The sequence below is a fragment of the Pseudonocardia ammonioxydans genome (assembly GCF_900115005.1).
Lineage (GTDB): Bacteria > Actinomycetota > Actinomycetes > Mycobacteriales > Pseudonocardiaceae > Pseudonocardia > Pseudonocardia ammonioxydans.
Window position 1 is genome coordinate 66,546 of record NZ_FOUY01000005.1, and the last position, 20,982, is coordinate 87,527.

14 protein-coding genes are annotated in these 20,982 nt (G+C 76.8%); 2 read left to right on the top strand and 12 right to left on the bottom strand.

The annotated features are described in order from the left end of the window. Positions 1-83: 83 nt before the first annotated feature. The 3 genes from BM093_RS06925 to serS all read right to left on the bottom strand — a co-directional run bounded on the left by BM093_RS06925 (position 84) and on the right by serS (position 5,794). Positions 84-3,479 carry an ATP-dependent helicase gene (locus BM093_RS06925; RefSeq protein ID WP_093338933.1) on the bottom strand — a complete coding sequence of 1,132 codons (3,396 nt, stop codon included), beginning with the start codon at positions 3,477-3,479 and terminating at the stop codon, positions 84-86. 44 nt (positions 3,480-3,523) lie between these two features. Further along, the gene (locus BM093_RS06930; RefSeq protein WP_093338936.1) at positions 3,524-4,411 is read right to left on the bottom strand and encodes a glycoside hydrolase family 16 protein; all 888 of its coding nucleotides are present in this window, start codon (positions 4,409-4,411) and stop codon (positions 3,524-3,526) included. Positions 4,412-4,543: 132 nt separating this feature from the next. Further along, positions 4,544-5,794, bottom strand: coding sequence for a serine--tRNA ligase (gene serS / locus BM093_RS06935; protein WP_093338939.1), 1,251 nt, complete (start codon positions 5,792-5,794; stop codon positions 4,544-4,546). Between the two features lie 80 nt (positions 5,795-5,874). Here serS and BM093_RS06940 point away from each other — a divergent pair, with 80 nt between their 5' ends. After that, positions 5,875-6,714, top strand: a complete 840-nt coding sequence (locus BM093_RS06940; protein WP_093338942.1) for an LLM class F420-dependent oxidoreductase — start codon at positions 5,875-5,877, stop codon at positions 6,712-6,714. Positions 6,715-6,741: 27 nt separating this feature from the next. Here BM093_RS06940 and BM093_RS37090 read toward each other — a convergent pair whose 3' ends face one another. Then, on the bottom strand, positions 6,742-10,467 hold the full coding sequence (locus tag BM093_RS37090; RefSeq protein ID WP_245773352.1) for an ATP-dependent helicase: 3,726 nt from the start codon (positions 10,465-10,467) through the stop codon (positions 6,742-6,744). A 64-nt stretch (positions 10,468-10,531) separates the two neighbouring features. Here BM093_RS37090 and BM093_RS06955 point away from each other — a divergent pair, with 64 nt between their 5' ends. Then, on the top strand, positions 10,532-10,813 hold the full coding sequence (locus BM093_RS06955; RefSeq protein WP_093338945.1) for an MGMT family protein: 282 nt from the start codon (positions 10,532-10,534) through the stop codon (positions 10,811-10,813). Between the two features lie 213 nt (positions 10,814-11,026). Here the strand turns inward: BM093_RS06955 and BM093_RS06960 are convergent, their stop codons facing one another. From BM093_RS06960 to BM093_RS06995, 8 genes are all read right to left on the bottom strand, one after another. Next, the gene (locus BM093_RS06960; RefSeq protein ID WP_093338949.1) at positions 11,027-11,806 is read right to left on the bottom strand and encodes a putative protein N(5)-glutamine methyltransferase; all 780 of its coding nucleotides are present in this window, start codon (positions 11,804-11,806) and stop codon (positions 11,027-11,029) included. Positions 11,807-11,889: 83 nt separating this feature from the next. Beyond that, the gene (locus BM093_RS06965) at positions 11,890-12,600 is read right to left on the bottom strand and encodes a sirohydrochlorin chelatase (RefSeq protein WP_093338952.1); all 711 of its coding nucleotides are present in this window, start codon (positions 12,598-12,600) and stop codon (positions 11,890-11,892) included. After that, positions 12,597-13,808, bottom strand: a complete 1,212-nt coding sequence (locus tag BM093_RS06970; protein ID WP_093338955.1) for a uroporphyrinogen-III synthase — start codon at positions 13,806-13,808, stop codon at positions 12,597-12,599. Before BM093_RS06970 ends, BM093_RS06965 begins: the two co-directional genes overlap by 4 nt. Before the next feature lie 77 nt (positions 13,809-13,885). Beyond that, positions 13,886-14,266, bottom strand: a complete 381-nt coding sequence (gene nirD / locus BM093_RS06975) for a nitrite reductase small subunit NirD (protein WP_093338958.1) — start codon at positions 14,264-14,266, stop codon at positions 13,886-13,888. After that, entirely contained in the window at positions 14,263-16,836 is a 2,574-nt protein-coding gene (gene nirB, locus BM093_RS06980) for a nitrite reductase large subunit NirB (RefSeq protein WP_093338961.1), read from the bottom strand. Before nirB ends, nirD begins: the two co-directional genes overlap by 4 nt. After that, positions 16,833-18,308 carry an FAD-dependent oxidoreductase gene (locus BM093_RS06985; RefSeq protein ID WP_093338964.1) on the bottom strand — a complete coding sequence of 492 codons (1,476 nt, stop codon included), beginning with the start codon at positions 18,306-18,308 and terminating at the stop codon, positions 16,833-16,835. Before BM093_RS06985 ends, nirB begins: the two co-directional genes overlap by 4 nt. Positions 18,309-18,423: 115 nt before the next feature. Then, on the bottom strand, positions 18,424-18,822 hold the full coding sequence (locus BM093_RS06990; RefSeq protein ID WP_093338967.1) for a hypothetical protein: 399 nt from the start codon (positions 18,820-18,822) through the stop codon (positions 18,424-18,426). A gap of 60 nt (positions 18,823-18,882) precedes the next feature. Next, positions 18,883-20,982 (bottom strand): molybdopterin oxidoreductase family protein, encoded by a 2,100-nt coding sequence (locus BM093_RS06995; RefSeq protein WP_093339363.1) that lies wholly within the window; start codon positions 20,980-20,982, stop codon positions 18,883-18,885.

The following is a 20,982-nucleotide window of genomic DNA, read 5'->3' on the forward strand; positions in this document are numbered from 1 at the left end:
CGCCCGCACCGGCGCACTCCCGCGAGCCCGCGTCCCGGACAGCCCGGGGCGCGGGCTCGCGGCCGTCGCGGGCCGGGCCGGTGTCAGGCCGCCGGGACGCCGGCGACGAGCGCCCGCAGCCCCGCCGCGTCGAGCAGGTCCGCGGGCCGCAGCGTGACGCCGTCGCGGACGTAGTGGAACGCCGCCCGCACCCGATCCGGCGGCACGCCCTGCAGGGCCGCCCACGCCAGCCGGTAGGCGGCCAGCTGCACGCCCACGGCGTGCTCCCGGTCGGGCCCGGGTGGGCTGCCGGTCTTCCAGTCGACGACCGTCCAGCCCCCGTCCGGGTCGGCGAACACCGCGTCCATCCGGCCGCGCACCGCGACCCCGGCCAGCACGGTCTCGAACGACACCTCGACGTCGACCGGCCGGCGGTCGGCCCACTCCGAGGCCTCGAACGCGGCCTGCAGCTCGGCCAGCTCGGCGGCGGCACCGGACTCGGACTCCGCGGTCACCGACTCGTCGGCGGCACCGGGCAGCTCGTCGATGTCCAGCAGGTGCTCCGCACCGAACCGCTGCTCGAGCCAGGCGTGGAACGCGGTGCCCCGGCGGGTGTGCGGGTTCGGCGGCAGCGGCACCGGGCGGCGCAGCCGCACGGCCAGCGCGTCCGGGTCGTCGGCCAGCTCCACGAGCCGGCTCACCGACAGCCGCCCGGGCAGCGCGACGGTCGGGCGGTCGGCCGCCGCGGCCCGCTCGGCCAGCAGCACGTCCACGTCGGCGGCCCACCCCTCCGGGTCGCCCTCGGCGTCGGCGACCGCCGGGTCGGGGCCGGCCGGGCCGGGCCCGGGGTCCGGGAGCTCCAGCGCGAGCTGGTCCGCGGCCGAGCGGGACCGCCGGGGGCGCTTCGGCTGCTGCGCCCGCAGCGCCGCGCGCACCAGGTCGGCGCCGGCGCGGACGTCGTCGGAGCGGTCACCGAGCGGGTCCGGCGGCCACTGCGCGGTGCGTTCGACACCGAGCGCCGGGTTGCCGGTGTCGGCCTCCGGCGGCGGCGCCCAGACCTCCAGCTCGCCCACCTCGGAACCGCCCGGCCCCTCCAGGATCTCGGCCAGCTCGGTGAGGAACAGCGACGGCTCCTTCGGCCGTTCCCCGGTCGCCGGCCAGCGGTGCCCGGACACCAGCAGGGTGCGCTCGGCGCGGGTGAGCGCGACGTAGAACAGCCGGCGCTCCTCGGCGAGGCGGCGCTCGTCGAGCGCGTCGTCGTGGGCGTCGAGCGCCGCCTCGACCTGCTTGCGGTCCGCGCCGGGAGGCGGCAGGTCCAGGCCCGGCAGGTCGTCGGCGTCCCCGCGCAGCGGGACCGGCAGCTCCGAGGGGTCCTTCAGCCAGCTCCCGGACATCTTGCGGCCCGGGAAGACCTGCGCGACCAGGTGCGGGACGGCGACGACCTCCCACTCCAGGCCCTTCGCCGCGTGCACGGTGAGGATCTGCACCCGGTCCGGGGCGACCTCGACCTCACCGGGGGTGAGCCCCTCCTCGGCCTGCTCGGCGGTGTCGAGGTAGTCCAGCAGCCCGGTCAGCGAGGGCACGTCCGCGCCGCTCGCGAACTCGGCGACGACGTCGGCGAACGCGTCCAGGTGGGCCCGCCCGGTCGGGCCCGGGCGGGAGGTGGTCTCGACGTCGAGCAACAGTGTCCGCTCGACGTCGGCGACCAGGTCGGTCAGTGGTGCCGCGGCCCGGCCGCGCAGCTGGGACAGCTCGCGCCCGATCCGCCGAATCCGGTCGAACCCGGCGGGCGAGTAGCGGTCCGGCTCGCCCGGGTCGTCGAGGGCGTCGACCAGCCCGGCCTGCTCGGCCTGCTCACCGGGCAGCGCGCCGAGGGCGAGCTCGGCCGCCGACAGCGGGCCGGGCCGGGCCGGGCGCCCGGGGATCAGCTCGCGGGCCCGCTGCCACAGCGCCGCCAGGTCGGCGATGCCGAGCCGCCAGCGCGGGCCGGTCAGCAGCCGGACCGCCGCGGGGCCGGCCAGCGGGTCCGCCACGACCCGCAGCGCGGAGACCAGGTCCCGGACCTCGGGCGTGGACAGCAGCCCGCCGAGCCCGACCACCTCGACCGGCACCCTCCGGTCGCGCAACGCGGCGGCGAGCGCGTCCATGTCCGAGCGGCGGCGGACCAGTACCGCGGCCGTCGGCGGGTCTCCCCCGTCCGCGGCGCCGGCGTGCCAGCGGGTGGCGATCCCGTCGGCGACCCAGTCCACCTCGGCCGCCACGTCGGGCAGCAGCGCGGCACGCACGTCGCCGGGCCCCGCGCCGTCCAGCGGGCGCAGCTCGCCGACCCGGACCGACCCGGGGGCGGTACGAAGCGGCTCGGACACCCGGTTCGCCAGCACCAGCACCTCCGCCGGGTTGCGGAAGCTGGTGAGCAGGCCGTGCACCGGTGCCGGGTCGCCGCGCCGGGCCGGGAAGTCGGTGCGGAACCGGGCCAGGTTCCCCGCGCTCGCCCCGCGCCAGCCGTAGATCGACTGGCAGGGGTCGCCGACGGCGGTGACCGAGCGGTGCTGCTTCGGGCCGGGCCCCGGTTCGGGTTCCGGCGCGAGCCCCGGCGGGACGCCGTAGAGGGCACGCAACAGCACCCGCTGGGCGTGCCCGGTGTCCTGGTACTCGTCGAGCAGCACCGCCCGGTACTGGCCGCGCTCGATCCGCCCGACCTCCGGGTCGGCCTCGGCGATCCGGGCGGCCAGCGCCATCTGGTCGGAGAAGTCCATGGCCTGCTCGGCCTGCTTGCGGCGGGCGAACTCCGCCACCAGCGGCAGCAGTTCCAGGCGCATCCGCTGCCCGGCCATGCGTGCCTTGTACCCGGCGGACGGCTCCGCGCGCTGCCGCTTGCCGGGCGGGGCGTGCTCGAGCACCGGCAGCATCCGGGCCGTGAGCCGCTCGACGTCGGCCGGTTCGACCAGGTGCTCGCCCAGCTCCCCGGCCAGCGCGAGCAGGTAGCCGGTGACGGTCGCCGGCACCCGGTCGATCTCCAGGTCGGCGGCCCAGGTGGAGACGACCCGGTGCGCGAGCTGCCAGGTGGCGGTCGGGCTGAGCAGCCGGTTCGCCGGTTCCGCCGGCAGCCGCAGGGCGTGCTCGCCGACCAGCCGGCCGGCGTAGGCGTGGTAGGTGGAGACGGTCGGCTCCCCCGCGAGGAGCGCGGCCCTGCGGGACCCGGTCGGGTCGAGATCGTCGAGCAGGCGCGAGCCGGCGAGCCGGCGCAGCCGGGACCGGACACGGGTGCCGAGCTGCTGGGCGGCCTTGCGGGTGAAGGTGAGCCCGAGGACCTGCTCGGGCAGCACCCGTCCGGTCGCGACGAGCCAGACCACGCGGGCCGCCATCGTCTCGGTCTTGCCCGCCCCGGCACCCGCGACGACCAGCGCCGGACCGGGCGGCGCGGCGATCACCGCGGCCTGCTCCGCGGTCGGCGGGTGCAGGCCGAGCGCGGTGGCGAGCTCGACCGGGGTGGGGTCCATGCCCCTGTTCTACCCGGCACCCCCGACACCGCCCGCCGACGGGATCAGGCGGGCGCGTACACCCGTGCCCAGTCGACCTGCAGGCGTACCTCGTCCGGGGTGGTCGCGTCCGGCCCGGGGATCCACTTCTCGGCGGGGCCCTGGTCGAGCTGGATGCACAGGTGCATCGGCGTCGTGGGGATCGCCGCGGGGTCGGTGACCTCCCAGCGCTTCGCACCGTCGACGTACCAGGTGATCCGGTCGGGCAGCCACTCCAGCGCGAAGGTGTGCCACTGCGTGAAGTCGCCGGGCGTCTCGGTGGACAGGATGTGGTTCTCGGCGCCGTGGTGCACGAACGCCGTCGCCGCGCCGCGGTCGCCGTAGGGGATCTCCATCATGTCCAGCTCCCCGTCCTCGGGGAACCGCTCGGAGTCCGGCCACAGCAGGATCGCCGGGCTGTACCCGGTCCCGGGGTCGGTGCGCGCCCGGAACTCCCAGCGGCCGTGGAGCCGGCCGGAGTGCATCGCGATGCCGCCGGAGACGCCGCCACCCGCGGCCCGCGGGCGCGCGGTGACGGTGAGGAGACCGTCGCCCACCTCGACGGCGGACGGGCGCCGCAGGCCGTGGCCGAACCCGCCGGGTGAGTTGTAGACCGTCCAGGTCGAGCGGTCGATGCGGCCGGCCTCGAACTCGTCGCCACCGACGTGGCGCCACTGCTGCGGCGGGGGTGGGGGCGGCGGGGGCGGGAGCTGGTTGTCCAGCGCCGACGTCGCGCCCGCGCCCCGGGCCGCGCCGTCCGGCGGGACCGCGACGGTCCAGACCAGCCCGGTGAGCGCGACCAGCACCAGCGCGAGCACACCGGCACCGTGGGCGACCCGCCGGCCGGGCCCGGCCGACGCGACCTCCCGGCCCCGGCCGTGCGGCCGCGGCGCCGGTGCTCCCCATCCGTCCACGAGAGCACAGACGCCCGGGGCACCGTGCGGGTTGCCCGGACGGGGGTCGCGCCGGTCACTGCGTGTGGCAGGCCACCCGGTCGGCGGTCGGGCGGGCGGCAGCCGGGCGGGCGACGATCAGGCAGGCGGCGATCAGGCGGGCGGCGCGCCGACGGTCGCCGGGGCCCCGTGGCGCTGCAGCGCCGCGGGCACCGCGACCGTCCCGTCGGCGTCCTGGAAGTTCTCCATGATCGCGAGCATCGCGCGCGCCGTGGCCCCGGTGCCGTTGAGCGTGTGGACGTTCGCGGTCGGCGCGTTCGCCTCGCGGCGGAACCGGATGTTGAGCCGTCGCGCCTGGTAGTCGGTGGTGTTCGAGCAGGAGGTGATCTCGCGGTAGCGCTGCTGCACCGGGAACCAGGCCTCGATGTCGTACTTCTTCGCGGCCGGGTTGCCGAGGTCGCCGACGGCGATGTTCTGCACGCGGTACGGCAGGCCGAGCTCCTGCACGATCGACTCCTCGTGCGCGAGGAGCTGCTCGTGGACGTCGGCGGAGTGCTCCGGCAGGCAGTAGACGTACATCTCGACCTTGTCGAACTGGTGCACCCGGAACATGCCCTTGGTGTCCTTGCCCGCGGCACCGGCCTCGCGGCGGAAGTTCGTCGAGAACGCCACGTAGCGGGCCGGCAGGGCCTCGAGGTCCACGATCTCGTCCATGTGGATGCCGGCCAGCGCGACCTCGGACGTGCCCGTGAGGTACAGGTCGTCGCGCTCGAGCTGGTAGAGGTTCGATTCCTCGGTCGGCAGGAAGCCGGTGCCGTACATCGCCTTCTCGTTCGCCAGGACCGGGCCGAGCACCGGGACGAAGCCCTCGCCGACCAGCTTGTCCATCACGAAGCGGAACAACGCCATCTCGAGCATGGCGACGTCACCGAACCGGTAGGCGAACCGGGAACCCGACAGTCGCGCACCGCGCACCATGTCCACCCGCCCGGTGGACGACGCCAGGTCCAGGTGGTCACGCGGCTCGAAGTCGAACGCCGGCGGCTCGCCCCAGGTGCGGACGGTGACCGCGTCCTCCTCCGCCATGCCGTCGGCCGCGGTCGGGTCGGGCAGGTTCGGGATGCGGCCGAGCAGCTCGGCACGCTCGGCCTCGGCGGCGGCGAGCTCCTCCTCCGCGGCGCGCAGCTCCTCCTTCTCCTTCTTGAACTGCTCCACCTGCTCGGGCGTCGGCTTGCCCTTGGGGCGCTGCTTCTGCGCGGCACGCAGGCCACCGACGCGGTCGGTCAGCTCCCGCCAGCGGACGTCGACCTCCAGCAGCGCGTCGAAGTCCGCGGACGCGCCGCGACGGGACAACGCCGTGCGGAACCGGTCCGGGTCCTGCCGGGCCGCCTTGAGGTCGATCACTGCACGTCCAGCCTCTCGTGTCGGGGTGGCCCATCGTAGAGCCGGGAATGATCGCGTCCGTGCGGTGGTAGACCTAGGACATGAGTCCTTCACCCGGCCGGTACGGGATCTGGCGGCACGCGACGGGCCTCACGCCCGAACTGGCGGCGCACATCGAGGCGCTCGGGTTCGGCGCCGTGTGGATCGGCGGGTCGCCGCCCGCGGACCTGGAGCTGGCCGAGTCGCTGCTGGACGCGACGTCGTCGCTGGTGGTCGCGACCGGCATCGTCAACATGTGGTCGGCCCCGGCGGACGAGGTCGCGCCGTCGTACCACCGGGTCGCCGGGCGGCACCCGGACCGGTTCCTGCTGGGGGTCGGGGTAGGGCACCCGGAGGCGACGAGCGACTACACCCGCCCGTACGCGACCGTCGTCGAGTACCTGGACCGGCTCGACGACGCCGGTGTCCCGGTCGACGGGCGCGCGCTCGCCGCGCTCGGGCCGAAGGTGCTCGACCTGTCCCGGGAGCGGTCGGCCGGCGCGCACCCCTACCTGACCACCCCCGAACACACCCGCATCGCCCGGGAACGCCTCGGCCCGGGCAAGCTCGTCGCCCCCGAGCACAAGGTCGTCCTCGACACGGATCCGGAGGCGGCCCGGGCGCTCTCCCGGCCACGCGTGCAGACGCCCTACCTGGGCCTGCGGAACTACACCACCAACCTGAAGCGGCTGGGCTGGACCGACGCCGACATCGCCGACGGCGGCAGCGACGCCCTGATCGACGCGCTGGTCGCGCACGGCACCCCGGAGCAGGTCGCGGCCCGGCTCGACGAGCACCTGGCCGCCGGTGCGGACCACGTCTGCGCGCAGGTGATCACGGCCGGGATGAAGGATCCGGAGGACGATTTGCGGCGGCTCGCGCAGGCGCTCGGGATCGCCTGACCCGCGGCCCGTGCCCGGGGGCCGGGCTCACCCGTCGACGACGGTCCGCCCGGTCTCCACGGCCGGACAGCTGGTCCGCACCGGGCAGCGGTCGCAGTCCGGCCCGGCACGGGCCACGAACACCGCACCGGCGGAGTCCTCGGCGCAGCGCATCAGCACGTCGCGCCAGTGCCCCATCTCCTCCGGTCGCAGCGGCGTCTGCCGTGGCTCCTTGGCCTCCCCGCTCGCCTTCCGGTCGGCCAGGAACAGCAGCCGCGCCCCGCCCGGCTCGATCCCGGCCCCGACCAGGTCGTCGAACGCGCCCAGCGACGCGGCCAGCTGGTAGACGGCGAGCTGGTGGTGCTCGGCGGTGGCCCGGGCCGAGGTCGCCGTCTTGCCCGTCTTGACGTCGACGACCACCGGCCGCCCCTGGTCGTCGCGTTCGAGGCGGTCCACCCGGCCGCGCAGCCGCACCCGGCGGGCGGCGCGGGCGGCGCCGCCACCGGCCCCGCCGGCGTCGTCGGGGACCAGGGGTTCGATCTCCGGCGGTGGCTCCCCCTCGACGCCGGGCGGTTCCGGCGGCGGGTCGCCGTCCAGGTCGAGCTGCACCGGCTGTTCGACGGCGACGAGGTCGAGCCCCTCCGCACGGCTGCGGCGCACCCAGTCGTCGAACGCGGCCAGCATCTCCCGGACCCGGGACAGCTCCCGGCGGCCGAACCACGGCGCACCGGTGTCGAGGCGCTTCCAGGCCGAGCGCAGTGCCTCCTCCAGCTCCGCCGGGTCGGCGCCGGCGGCGCGGGCCTGCACCAGCGCGTGCACCAGCGACCCGGTGACCGCCGAGAGTGCACCGGTCTCGTCGCCGCCGTGCCGCGACAGCACCCAGCGCAGCGGGCAGCCGGCGATCGTCTCGACATCGGACGGTGAGATCGGGACCAGCTCCCCGTCGGCCCGCAGCGGGGCGTGGTCGGAGAGCTCGGCCAGGCCGTACCAGTCGTCGGGGTGCGCGCCGGGCACCCCGTCGGCGGCCAGCCGGGCCAGCTGGGTCGCCGCCCGCCGGCGCCGGGCCGCCCGGGCCGGGTCGCCGTGATCGGGCGCGGTGACCGCGCGGCGCAGCTCGCCCACGAGCTCGGCCATCACCAGCGACCGTTCCGGGCGGTGCACCGGGCGGGCCTCGGCGGCGTCGGCCGGGCGCGGGTCCAGCTCGTCGAGGAAGCGCGAGGGCTGCTCGTCCTCCCCCTGCACCGCGCTGACCAGCAGCGTCGACCGTGCCCGGGTGCAGGCGACGTAGAACAGCCGACGCTCCTCGGCGAGCAGCGGCGCCGTGCGCGAGACCACCGACGACAGCACGGCGTCGGGCTCGGCGATGCCGGCGACGAGGTCGACGAGCTGCTCGTGACCGAGCAGGCTGCCCCGCAGCCGCAGGTCCGGCCAGCTCCCCTCCTGCACGCCGGGCACCGCGACGACCGTCCACTCACGACCGCGGGCGCCGTGCGCGGTGAGGAGCTCGACCGCTCCGCCCCGCGGCGCCTGCGGGGCGAGCGTCTCGCCGGGCAGCTGCTGGTCGGCGAGGTACTCGAGGAACCCGCCGACGTCGGCGCCGGGCAGCCGGTCGGTGTAGCGGGCGGCCGCGTCGAACAGGGCGAGCACCGCGTCGAGGTCCCGGTCTGCGGCCGCCCCGCCGGGGCCACCGCGCGCGCTCGCCTCGCTCCACCGCCGGGCCAGTCCGGTCCGGCGCCACACCCGCCAGAGCGTCTCCTCCACGGAGTCACCGGCGGCGATCGAGCGGGCCGCGGAGTCGAGGAGCCGGCTGATGTCGCGCATCGGGGCGCCCTCGGCCGGGGACAGCATCGCCAGCGGGTCGGGCCGGCCCTCGACCGCCTCCCGCATCAGCTCGACCAGCAGCGGGTCGCTGCTCGCGGCGGCCGGGTCCTGCTCACCGGGCCCGGGATCCTCGTCGTCGAAGGTGCGGACGTCGTTGCCCGCGGCGGCGTGCAGGCGCAGCAGGCCGCGGCGCAGCCGGCGCATCCGCATCGGGTCGCCACCGCCCAGCGGGGAGGTGAGCAGTGACCCGGCGAGGTCCGCGTCGATCGACGACGGCCGCCACGCCGCCCGCAGCACCAGCAGCAGCGGGGCCACCGCGGGTTGGTGGGGCAGCGGGACCTCGTCCGGTGGAGCGGCGATCGGGACCCCGGCCGCGGCCAACGCGCGCCGCAGCGCGGGCAGGGTGCGCCGGGCCGAGCGGGACAGCACCGCCATCTCCGACCACGGGACGCCGTCGACCAGGTGCGCGCGCCGGAGCCGGTCGGCGATCCAGCCGGCCTCCGCGGACGGAGAGCCGAACACCCGTACCTGCACGGCCTCGCCGGCCCCGGGGCTCGCCGGGGCGGGCGGTGTGCCGGACCCGATCGGTGTGCCGGATCCGTTCGGTGCGGCCGGTTCGGGAGCCGCGTCCGACAGACCGGGCATCCGGGCCGGCGCCGAGCCGTCGCCCGTGCCCGCGGTGCCGCTCGTGGCCGCGTCGTCCGGACCGTCCGGACCGTCGGCTCCCGGCCCGTCCACGTTGTCGCCGGGCGCACCGTCCTCGGACACTCCGCCACCAGGCGCGCTGTCGCCAGGCACACCGCCACCAGGCGCGCCATCGCCGGGTCCGTCGTCACCGGGTCCGTCGTCACCGGGCGCGCGACGGGTCCGGGTCCGGCCGGCACCGGGCAGCTTCTCGGCCAGCCGCAGACCGGCCCGGCGCACGCCGGAGGACTGCCGGTGATCGACCGTCAGCAGCTCGGTCGGGGCGTCGATCGCGTTCAGTCCCTGCGGGTCCGCGCCGCGGAAGGTCAGCACCGCCTGGTCCGGATCACCCGCGAGCAGCGTGGACTCCGCCTCGGCCGCGAGCGTCGCGACCAGCTCCATCTGCTGCGGGTCGAGATCCTGCGCGTCGTCGACCAGCAGGTGCCGGACGCGTTGCCGCTCCTGGTCGCGCAGACCGGTGTCCGCGGCGAGGGCGTCCAGCGCCGCGGCGACGAGCTCGGCCGAGTCGAGTGCGGGCGCGGTCGCCTGCGGCGCCCCCCGGCCGGCGGCCCCGCGGAGCAGCGTGACCTCCTCGTAGGTCCGGAAGAACCGGGCCGCGGCCATCCACTCCGCACGGTCGTACCGCTCGCCCAGCTCGAAGAGCTCCTCCGGGCCGAGGCCGCGCTCGGCCGCACGCAGCAGCAGCTCGCGCAGCTCCGCGGCGAAACCGGGCAGGCCGAGCGCCGGGTCGAGGCGCTCCGGCCAGGCCGATCCGGGGACGCTGCCGTTCCAGTTCTCGATCTCCCCGGCGAGCAGCTCGCGGACCACGACGTCCTGCTCGGCCGACGCCAGCAGCCGGGGTGGCGGATCCTCGTGCCGCGCGGCGTGCAGCCGCAGCACCCCGAACGCGTAGGAGTGCACGGTCCGGACCAGCAGCTCGCGGGTGGTGCGGGCGCCGAAGTCACCAGCGAGGTCGCCGCCGCCCGCGGTGAGCAGCGTGGTGAGCCGGCCACGCAGCTCCTCGGCGGCCCGGCGGCTGCCGACCAGCAGCAACACCGAGCCGGGCGCGGCGCCGGCCCGGACCCGCCGGACCACCGCGTCGAGCAGCAGGGAGGTCTTCCCCGTGCCGGGCCCGCCCAGCACCCGCAGCGGCCCCCGGTCGTGCTCGAGGACCCGCGCCGCCGCACCGCTCCACTCCCGGGGGAGGACGACGGGTGGCTCCGCCCGTACCAGGCGCGGGGACGCCTGTTCGGCGGTGGATCGCGGCATGCACCGATTCGACCACGTACCCCCGACAGTGACGCGCCGGGCCGTCCGGGGAGAGGATCCGGTCGTGGACGAGGAGACGGTGGAACGGGTGCGGGAGGTCGTCGCGTCGATCCCGCCCGGACAGACCCTCAGCTACGGCGAGGTCGCCGAGCTGGCCGGGCTGCGCTCGGCCCGGCTGGTCGGCCGGATCCTGGCCGAGGACGGCGCCGACCTGCCGTGGCACCGCGTGCTGCGCTCCGACGGCCGCGCCGCGCCACACCTCGCCACCGAACAGGCCGCGCGGCTGCGCGCCGAGGGCGTGCTCATGGTGGACGGGCGGCTGCCCAGGGAACACCGCCGCCGCTGATCCACACCACGGCGTCCGGAGCGGCCCGGCCGGGTCCTGACCAGGCTCTTCCCACCCCGCTCTGCTCTGCTCACCTCTACGCACCAGGGCCGGCCACCACCCGGACGCCACCCCGCCCGCGGCGCCCGGTGCGTAGAGGTGAGCAGAGCAGAGCCGCGCCCGGAGCACCCCGCCCGGCCCGGCGCACGAGCCCGGTTCGCGCAGGTCGCAGCGTCAGCGCGGTAGCCGTCCGGTGACCCAGGTGGCGGCGCGGTCGTCGTCGCTGCCGGTCGCGGGGTCGAGGCCGTGGCGGGCGAACACGTCGGCGAGCACCGGCGCCTGGACCTCGCTCGTCTCGATCAGCACCGTCCCGCCGGGCGCGAGCCAGGCCGGTGCTCCGGCGGCGACGCGGCGGGCGGGGTCGAGCCCGTCGCCGCCGCCGTCGAGCGCCGTCCGTGGCTCGTGGTCGCGGGCCTCGGGCGGCATGTCCGCGATCGCGGAAGCCGGCACGTAGGGGGTGTTCGCGAGGAGCACCTCGACCCGGCCCCGCAGCGACGGCGGCAACGCCTCGAACAGGTCGCCGGTGTGCACGGTCCCGGTCCCGGCGAGGTTGGTCGCGGCGCAGGCGGTCGCGACCGGGTCGACGTCGGCGGCGTGCAGCTCCACCGGCACCCGGCGGGCGACCGCGAGGCCGAGCGCCCCGCACCCGCAGCAGAGGTCGACGACGACCGCACCGGGACGCAGCCCGGCGACCGCTGCGTGCACCAGCGCCTCGGAGCGCCGCCGCGGCACGAACACCCCGGTCGCGACCCGCACCCGATGGCCGTCGAACGCGACCCAGCCGAGCAGGTGCTCCAGGGGCTCCCCCGCGACCCGGCGCCGCACGAGGTCGTCCAGCACGGCATCGCCGGGTGCGTCGGCCGCCGCCTCGCCGAGCAGCCGGGCCTCCTCCTCGGCGAACACGCACCCGGCCGCCCGCAGCCGGCCCACCAGGTCGTTGCGCAGCGCACTCATCGGGTCATGATCGCGGCCCGTGCGCGGGCGTGGTCACGGCGGGCGGGCGGGAGGCCGGATGCGGCGGCACCGTGACTCCGGTGTCACGCCGCGTCGGCGATCTCGGCGAGACCGGTCGCGTAGCGGGCCAGCAGCGCCCGCACGATGTCGTCGTGCGTGCCCAGCGGGTCGGCGACGACGTCCGCGCCGGAGCCGGCCAGCCGGTCCTGGAACACGCCGGGCGCGAGCAGCCACGACGCCACCGCCACCCGGCCGGCCCCGGCGGCACGCAGCCGCTCGACCAGCGCGGGCACGCTGGGGGTCCCGGTCGCGGCGTACCCGACCCGGACCCGCCGCTCGACCAGCGCCGACAGCATCGCGGCCGCCTGCCGGACCTGGGCCCGGGCGGACGGGTCGGAGGATCCGGCGGCCGCCAGGACGACCGCGTCCCCGGCCCGGTAGCCGGCGGCGTGCAGCCGGTCGAGCGCGGCCGAGGCCAGCAGCGGGTCGGGCCCGAGCGACGGTGTCGTGCGGACCCGGCGGGGGTCGGCACCGGCCGCGGCGAGCTGGGCCGGCAGGTCGGTGCGCACGTGGTAACCCGCGGCGAGGAACGCGGGGACGACGACGGCGCCGTCGTCCCCACCCACCCGCAGGGCGGCGACGGCGTCGGCGACGGTCGGGCCGCGGACGTCGACGTAGCACACCTCCACCCGGGGCCCCCGGGCGGCGACGGCGGAGGCCAGCGACCGGATCACGGCGTCGGCGGCGGCCGAACGCGACCCGTGCGCCGCCAGCAGCAGCGGCGGCCCGGTCACCGGTCGGCCCCCGGGGTGGTGTCCGCGCAGCCCCCGGGTTCCAGCGCGAGCCGGTAGCCGCGGCGCACCACGGTCTGCACCAGTCCGGGGGCACCGAGCGCGGCCCGCAGCCGCGCCACCGCGTTCTCCACCGCGTGCTCGTCGCCGGCACCACCCTGGGCGGCGAGCAGCTCCGCGCGGGACACCACCCGCCCGGGGCGGCGGGCCAGCACCCGCAGCAGCGCCATCGGCGTCGGCGGCAGCGGGCACAGCCGCCCGTCGACGACGACGGCGTGCCCGCGCAGCTCCAGCAGGTGTCCGGCGACCGGGAGCCTGCGGGCCCGGGCCGGTACGGCCGACTCGCAGGTCCGCACCATCGCGCCCAGCCGGGAACGCTGCGGCTGCACCGTGGGGACGTCGAGGGCCTCGAGCGGCGCCGCGGTCACCGGGCCCACGCACAGCGCGGGCACCGGGCCGCGCAGGGCCGCCAGGAGGTCCGTGCGCAGGCCGCGCTCGTCGGCGCGGGCGAGGATGCCGGCCGCGGCCGGCGCGCTGGTGAACGACAGGACGTCGATCCCGCCGGCGAGCGTGGCGTCGATCAGCCGGTCGAGCGGGCCGAGGTCGAGCGGCGGCGCCCACCGGTAGACCGGCACCGTGACGACCTCGGCGCCGGCCAGCTCCAGGGCCTCGACGACGTCGGGCAGCGGCTCCCCGTGCAGCTGCACGGCGATCCGCAGACCCCGCACCCCGCGTTCGAGCAGGTGCTCCAGCACCTCGGCGGTGGACTCGGACTCCGGCGACCAGGCGTCGACCAGCCCGGACGCCCGGATCGCGCCCCGCGCCTTCGGGCCCCGGGCCAGCATCTCCGAACGTCCCAGCGCGGCGAGCAGCACTTCACCGAGGCCCCAGCCGTCGGCGGCCTCGATCCAGCCCCGGTAGCCGATCCCGGTGGTGGCGACCGTGATGTCGGGGGGCGCGGCGACGAGCTCGCGGGTCCGCCGTTCGAGCCCCTCGTCGTCGGCGAGGGCGACGATCCGCAGGGCCGGTCCGTGCTGCACCGCGGCCCCGCGGCGCTCGAGCATGGTGGCGAGCTCCTCGGCCCGGCGGGCGGCGGTGATCCCGACGGTGAACCCGGCGAGCGGCGGGACGGGCGGCGCGTCGGGCCCGTGCCCGGGTTCGGTGCCGGGGCCGGTCGGGCGCGTGGCGTCCCGTGCGGCGGATCGGGCCACCGGTCCTCCGTTCCTCCGGGCGGTCGCCGGTGGTCGTCGGGCGACGGACCGCCCGGACGGTCGCGTGCCGTCCACCCTCACCGTAGCCCGACCTGTACGTCGCCACCGACGGCCCGGACGGTGAAGGCGGGCAGCCGCACATCCGGGTCGTCCAGGCACCGCCCGTCGCGCAGGGCGAAGACCTGCTTGTGCAGCGGCGAGGCGACCGTCGGCTCGCCGTCCCGGTCCCCGACCAGGCCCCGGGAGACGACCCCGGCGCCGGTGAACGGGTCGATGTTGCCGAGGGCGTGCAGCGCGCCGTCGGCGAGCCGGAACAGCGCCACCTGCGTCCCGCCGACCAGCGCGGCGGCGCCGCGGCCGGGCAGCAGCCGCTCCACGGTGCAGACGGTCAGCCAGCAGCTGACCGCCTCGCCGGCACGGGCCGGGACCGCGGTGGGTGTGTCGAGTCGGGTGGTCATCGCGCGGACACCTCCGGGACGCCGAGCAGGACGGGCGCGGGTGCGGGGATCGCCTGGCCCCGCTCCGGCACGAAGCGGATCGTCGGGTCGGGTGCGTCCGGCGCGTTGACGAAGGACACGAACCGGGACAGCTTCTCCGGGTCGTCCAGCACACCGGCCCACTCGTCGGCGTAGGACCCGACGTGCCGTTGCATGGCCGCGTCGAGGTCCGCGCAGATGCCCAGCGCGTCGTCGACGATCACCGACCGCAGGTGGTCGAGCCCGCCGTCGAGGGACTCGATCCACGGCGCGGTGCGCTGCAGCCGGTCGGCGGTGCGGATGTAGAACATCAGGAACCGGTCGATCGTGCGGATCAGTGTCGCGGAGTCGACGTCGGAGACCAGCAGCTCGGCGTGGCGCGGGGTGAACCCGCCGTTGCCGCCGACGTAGAGGTTCCACCCCTGCTCGGTGGCGATCACGCCGAAGTCCTTGGAGCGGGCCTCCGCGCACTCCCGTGCGCACCCCGACACCCCGGACTTGAGCTTGTGCGGGCTCCGCAGGCCCCGGTAGCGCAGCTCCAGCTCGACGGCCATCGCGACCGAGTCCTGCACGCCGTAACGGCACCAGGCCGACCCCACGCAGGACTTCACGGTGCGCAGCGACTTGCCGTAGGCGTGCCCGGACTCGAACCCGGCGTCGACCAGCCGCCGCCAGATCGCCGGCAGGTCGTCGACCCGGGCACCGAACAGGTCGATCCGCTGCCCGCCGGTGATCTTCGTGTACAGCCCGAAGTCGCGGGCGACCTCCCCGATGACGATCAGGCCGGCCGGCGTCACCTCACCGCCGGCGATCCGCGGGACGACCGAGTAGGTGCCGTTGCGCTGCAGGTTCGCCAGGAAGTGGTCGTTGGTGTCCTGCAGCGACGCCTGCTCGCCGTCGAGGACGTGTCCGGTGCCCAGGCTCGCCAGGATCGACGCGACGACGGGCTTGCAGACCTCGCACCCCCGGCCGCGGCCGTACCGGGAGAGCAGCGCGGAGAACGACGTGATCCCGGCGCCCGCGACGATCTCGAACAGCTCGGCGCGGGAGTGGTCGAAGTGCGCGCAGAGCGCCGTCGACAGCTCCACGCCCTGCTGCTGGAGGATCCGGGTCAGCGCCGGGACGCAGGACCCGCAGGTCGTGCCGGCCCGGGTACAGGCCTTGAGGGCGGGCACGTCGTGCGCGCCGCCGTCGATCGCGGCGCACAGATCGCCCTTGGTGACGGCGTTGCAGGAACAGATCTGCGCGGAGTCCGGCAGCGCGGACGCGTCCGGCTCGGCGCCGCCCGTCGAGATGAGCGCGACCGGGTCCGCGGGGAGCGGCGCACCCATCAGCGGGCGCAAGGCCCCGTACCGGGACGCGTCACCGACCAGCACCCCGCCGAGCAGGGTGGACGCGTCACCGGTGCTGCTCGGGGGCGCGACGACCAGCTTGGCGTAGGTACCCGCGACCGGGTCGTCGACGACGACCTCCAGCGCGCCCTCGGTGGCCGCGTGCGCGTCACCGAAACCGGCGACGTCGACGCCGAGCAGCTTGAGCCGGGTGGAGGTGTCCAGCTGCTCGGGCCGCATCCGCGCCGACCCGCCGAGCAACCGGTCGGCGACGACCTCGGCCATCGCGTAGCCGGGGGCGACCAGGCCGTAGGTACGGCCCTCCAGCGCGGCGCACTCCCCGATCGCCCACACGTGCTCGTCGGCGGTGCGGCAGCGGTCGTCGACCAGCACACCGCCGCGCGGCCCCACCGGCAGGCCGCAGGCGCGGGCCGGCCCGTCGGCGGCGCGGATGCCGGCGGCGAAGACGACGACGTCGGCGTCCAGCTCGACGCCGTCGGACAGCGTCGCGACCAGCCGGTCCCGGTCCCGCACGATCCCGGTCAGGGACACGCCGGTACGCACCGCGATGCCCTGCTCGCTCACCAGCCGGTGCAGCAGCGCCCCGCCGCGGGCGTCGACCTGCACCGGCATCAGCCACGGCGCGACCTCCACGACCTGCGGGGAGAGCCCCAGCAGCCGCAGCGCCCGGGCCGCCTCCAGCCCGAGCAGCCCGCCCCCGACGACGACCGCGGAACGCCGGCCCGGCGCGGTGGTCGCGACCGCGGCGGCAGCCGCCTCGGTGATCGCGTCGAGGTCGTCGAGGGTGCGGTAGACGAAGCAACCCGGGAGCTCGCGGCCGGTGACCGGCGGGACGAACGCGTACGACCCGGTCGCGAACACCAGCGCGTCGTAGCCGAGCGTGCGCCCCGACGCCGTGGTGACCCGGCGGCCGCCGGGATCGACCTCGACGACGGCGTCGCCCAGGTGGTGGGTGACCAGCGGGTCGTCCTGCAGCCCGGCGTCGTCGAGCCGCAGGTCCTGTTCGGACGCCCCGTCCACGTAGGACGACAGGGCGACCCGGTCGTAGGCCGGCCGGGACTCCTCGCCGAGGACGGTGATCTGCCAGGTCCCGTCGCCGTCACGGGCACGCAGGGTGGACACCAGACGGTGCCCGACCATCCCGTTCCCGACGACGACCAGGTGGTTCACACCCTGCTGCGTCACGCTCTGCTCCGTCATGCCGCGTCCTCCCGTGCGGGGTCGGCGCCGGTCGCCCCGGCGGGGTCGGCGCGCTCGAGCCAGTCCCGGATCCCGCGGACGGCGTCCCGGCAGCCGCCGCACCCGGTGGCGGCCCGGGTGCGGCGGCACAGCGCCTCGACGTCGCGGGCACCCGCGCGCCACGTGGTGACCAGCGTGTTCTTGGTGACGGTGTTGCAGCGGCAGACGACCGTGGAGCCCGGCATCCGGGCGGGCTCGGCGGCCGGCGCCACGTCCGGTGGGACCGCCCGGCCGAGCAGCAGCGCCAGCCGGTCCTCCGGCGCGGGGGCGCCCGAGTCGTACAACCCGGTGATCGTCGCCGTGGCATCGGGCAGTCCGATCAGGACGGCGCCGGTGACCCGGTCGTCGCGCAGCGCGAGCACCCCGTAGCGGCCGCCCCGCGGGTCGGAGACGCGCAGCAGCTCGTCCCCTGACTCGATCTCCCCGAGGGCGGCGAGGTCGATCCCGGCCGCCTTCAGCCGGGTGACCGGGCGGGTGCCCCGGTAGCGCGCGGCCGGGTCCGCGCCGGTGAGCAGGTCGGCGAGCACCGCGGCCTGCTCCCAGCCGGACTGCACGAGCCCGGGCGCGGCGCCGGTGTGCTGGGCGCAGTCGCCGACGGCGTGCACCCGGCCGTCGGCGGTGGCCAACCGGTCGTCGACCAGGACGCCGCGGTCGACGGCGAGCCCGGCCTCCGCGGCGAGGGCCGTGTTCGCGCGGACCCCGGCGGCGACGACCACGCCGTCGGCGGCGATGCGGCTGCCGTCGTCGCAGTCCAGGCCGGTCGCCGGGTCCCACGCCGTCGCCGTGACCCCGCACCGCACGTCGACCCCGGCCGCGCCGAGCGCGGCCGCCAGGACCGCACCGGCCCCGGCGTCGAGCCGCTGCTCCATCAGGTGGGTGCGCGGGTGGACGAGGGTGACCGCGACGCCGCGCCCGGCCAGCCCGCGGGCCGCCTCGACGCCGAGCAGCCCGCCCCCGACGACGGCGATCCGGGCGCCCGGCACCGCCGCGGCGCGGATGCGGTCGCAGTCGTCGAGGTCGCGGAACACACTCACCCCGGGCGCCGGCGCGCCGCCGTCACCGACCCCGTCCTCGCCGCCGCCGAGCCCCTCGACCGGCGGCAGCCACGCGCGGCAACCGGTGGCCAGGACCAGCTCGTCGTAGGGGTGGGTGGTGCCGTCGTCGGCGTGCACGACGCGAGCGACCCGGTCGATCCCGGTGGCCGCGACCCCGACGTGCAGGTCGACGCCGGGGACCGCCGGGAGCGCGACCATGCCCGCACCGAGTCCCCCGGCGAGCACGGTCGAGAGGAGGACCCGGTTGTAGGCGGGGCGCGGCTCGGCGCCGAGCACGCTCAGCGCGACCCGTTCGCCGTCGGGGTCGCGCCGCCGGATCTCCTCGGTGAGCCGGGCCCCGACCATGCCGTGCCCGATCACCACCACACGCCTGCTCATGACGACCGACGGTAGGAACGGGCTGTTACGGGTGAACTGCCCGCGATTGCGGGCGGGTTACGAGGTGCTCATTCCGCGGACACCCGGCCCGTGAGCCCGGTGTGCCGGGTCACGGTCAGGACCGGGCGCCCGGCTGCAGGCCCGCCCGGTCCCGGCCCTCGACCACCGCGGACACCCGCGCCGCCCACCGCTCGTGCGCGGACTGCCGGGTGATCCCGGCGGCGCGCCCGATCGTGTCCCAGCTGACCCCGGTGTGCCGGAGCCCGACCAGGTGCGGCAACGGGTCGAGCCCGGCGGCCAGGCCGATCCGGAACGCCGCGAGCCGCCACGCGGTCTCCCGGTGCAGCGGGGCGTCGGTGCCCTGCTCGGCCTCCCACTCGGGGGTCCCCGGCACGGGCGGGACGCCGGCGATCGCGTCGGCGCGCCGGTCCAGTTCGGCGACGGCGGCCGCGGTGACGGCCCGGGCGTCGGCGGTGATGTCGGTACTGAGGATCTGCTCCACGGTCACGGTCATGTTGTCAGGGTAACCCTGACAAGCGTCGGCCGCTCCCGGTTTTCCGCGTAACCCGCCCGGCTACCGGGCGCCCGCCCGCGCCGGCTCCAGCCGCACCGCGGCGACCTTGAACTCCGGCATCCGGCTCACCGGGTCCAGGGCCGGGTTGGTGACGTTGTTCGCCGCGCCCGCCCCACCGAAGTGGAACGGGAGGAACACCGTGTCCGGCCGCAGCGAGGGGACACAGCGGACCCGCGCCGTCGTCGTCCCCCGGCGGGAGGTCACGTCGGCCAGGTCCCCGTCGGCCAGCCCGTAGCGGGCGGCGGTCTCCGGGTGCACCTCCACGAACACCTCCGGCACGGCCGCCGCCAGCGCGGCGACCCGGCGGGTCTGCGCGCCGGACTGGTAGTGCACCAGCACCCGGCCGGTGGTGACCCACAGCGGGAAGTCGGTGTCGACGTCCTCGTCGGGCCCGGCGTGCTCGACCGGCACCAGCCGGGCCCGGCCGTCCGGGTGGGCGAACCGCTCGGCGAACAGCCGCGGCGTGCCGGGATGCCCGCCGGACGGGCACGGCCAGTGCAGCACCTCCCCGGCGTCGAGCCGCGCGTAGGAGATCCCCGTGTAGTCGGCGGGCCCGCCCGAGGACGCCCGGCGCAGCTCGTCGAACACTGCCCGCGGGTCCGCCGGGAACGCACCCGGTGCGTCCAGCGCCGCGGCCAGCCCGGAGATCACCTCGAGATCGGTGCGGACGCCCGGCGGCGGGGCCAAAGCGCGCCGGCGCCGCAGCACCCTGCCCTCGAGGTTGGTCGTCGTCCCGTCCTCCTCGGCCCACTGGGCGACCGGCAGGAGCACGTCGGCCCGCGCCGCCGTCTCCCCCGGCAGGACGTCTGCGACCACCAGCAGGTCAAGCGCGGCCAGGCGGTCGGCGACGGCGCGGGCGTCCGGGGCGGAGACCAGCACGTTCGACCCGAACACCAGCAGCGCCCGCGGCCCGCCGGGGCGGCCGAGGGAGTCCAGCAGCTCGACCGCGCTGCGCCCGGGGCCCGGCAGCGAGGACGGGTCGACGCCCCACACGGACGCGACGTGCTCCCGCGCGGCGGGATCGGTGATGTGCCGGTAGCCGGGCAGCTGGTCGGCCTTCTGCCCGTGCTCACGCCCGCCCTGCCCGTTGCCCTGCCCGGTGATCGTCCCGAACCCCGACCCGGGCCGTCCGGGCAGGCCGAGCGCCAGCGCCAGGTTGATCCAGGCCGTCACGGTGTCGACGCCGTGCGCGTGCTGCTCGGCGCCGCGGGCGGTCAGCACGTACCGCCGCCGGGTCGCCGCGAGCCGGCGCACGACCGTCCGCATGTCCGACGCGGCCACGCCGCAGACCCGCTCCGCCCGTTCCGGCCACCACTGCGAGGCGATCCGCCAGACGTCGTCGAACCCCGTCGTGCGCTCGTCCAGGTAGGACCGGTCGAGGTGCCCGTCGACGACGGCGGCGTGCAGCATCCCCAGCGCGAGCGCCGCGTCGGTGCCCGGCCGCGGCGCCAGGTGCAGCCCGCCGGAGGCGATCGCGCGTTCTGCGGTCGGGGTGCGCCGCGGGTCGACCACGACCAGCTGTGCCGCGCTCAGGTGGGCCATCAGCGGCGGCATCGTCTCGGCGACGTTCGCCCCGGCGAGGACGACGAGCTCGGCGTCGGCGAGGTCGGTCACCGGGAACGGCAGCCCGCGGTCCACCCCGAACGCGCGGTTGCCCGCCGCGGCCGCCGAGGACATGCAGAACCGGCCGTTGTAGTCGATCTGCGAGGTCCCCAGCGCGACGCGCGCGAACTTGCCGAGCAGGTAGGCCTTCTCGTTGGTGAGCCCGCCGGCGCCGAGGACGGCGACCGCGTCGGGCCCGTGCTCGGCCCGCAGTGCCGCCAGCCGGGCCGCGACCGTGCCGAGCGCGCCGGCCCAGTCGGTCTCCCGGAACCCGCCCGTTCGCGAGTCCCTGACCTGCGGAAACGTCAGGCGGTGCGCATGGGTGAGCAGAGCAGAGGACGTCCAGCCCTTCTGGCACATCCCGCCCCCGCGGGTCGGGTCGTCCTTCGTGACGTACACGGCGCGGGCGTCCACCTCGCCGGACGGGCTCACCCACTGCCCGCACTGCAACGCGCAGTACGGGCAGTGGGTGGCGGTCCGGCCCGCGGCCTCGTCCAT

What these genes read in the sequence shown, in the direction of transcription:
- BM093_RS06940 (WP_093338942.1), top strand. Translation starts at nt 5,875, where the DNA reads ATGAGTCCTTCACCCGGCCGGTACGGGATCTGGCGGCACGCGACGGGC.
- BM093_RS06995 (WP_093339363.1), bottom strand. Translation starts at nt 20,982, where the DNA reads ATGGACGAGGCCGCGGGCCGGACCGCCACCCACTGCCCGTACTGCGCG.
- BM093_RS06985 (WP_093338964.1), bottom strand. Translation starts at nt 18,308, where the DNA reads ATGAGCAGGCGTGTGGTGGTGATCGGGCACGGCATGGTCGGGGCCCGG.
- nirB (WP_093338961.1), bottom strand. Translation starts at nt 16,836, where the DNA reads ATGACGGAGCAGAGCGTGACGCAGCAGGGTGTGAACCACCTGGTCGTC.
- BM093_RS06990 (WP_093338967.1), bottom strand. Translation starts at nt 18,822, where the DNA reads ATGACCGTGACCGTGGAGCAGATCCTCAGTACCGACATCACCGCCGAC.
- BM093_RS37090 (WP_245773352.1), bottom strand. Translation starts at nt 10,467, where the DNA reads ATGCCGCGATCCACCGCCGAACAGGCGTCCCCGCGCCTGGTACGGGCG.
- nirD (WP_093338958.1), bottom strand. Translation starts at nt 14,266, where the DNA reads ATGACCACCCGACTCGACACACCCACCGCGGTCCCGGCCCGTGCCGGC.
- BM093_RS06925 (WP_093338933.1), bottom strand. Translation starts at nt 3,479, where the DNA reads ATGGACCCCACCCCGGTCGAGCTCGCCACCGCGCTCGGCCTGCACCCG.
- BM093_RS06960 (WP_093338949.1), bottom strand. Translation starts at nt 11,806, where the DNA reads ATGAGTGCGCTGCGCAACGACCTGGTGGGCCGGCTGCGGGCGGCCGGG.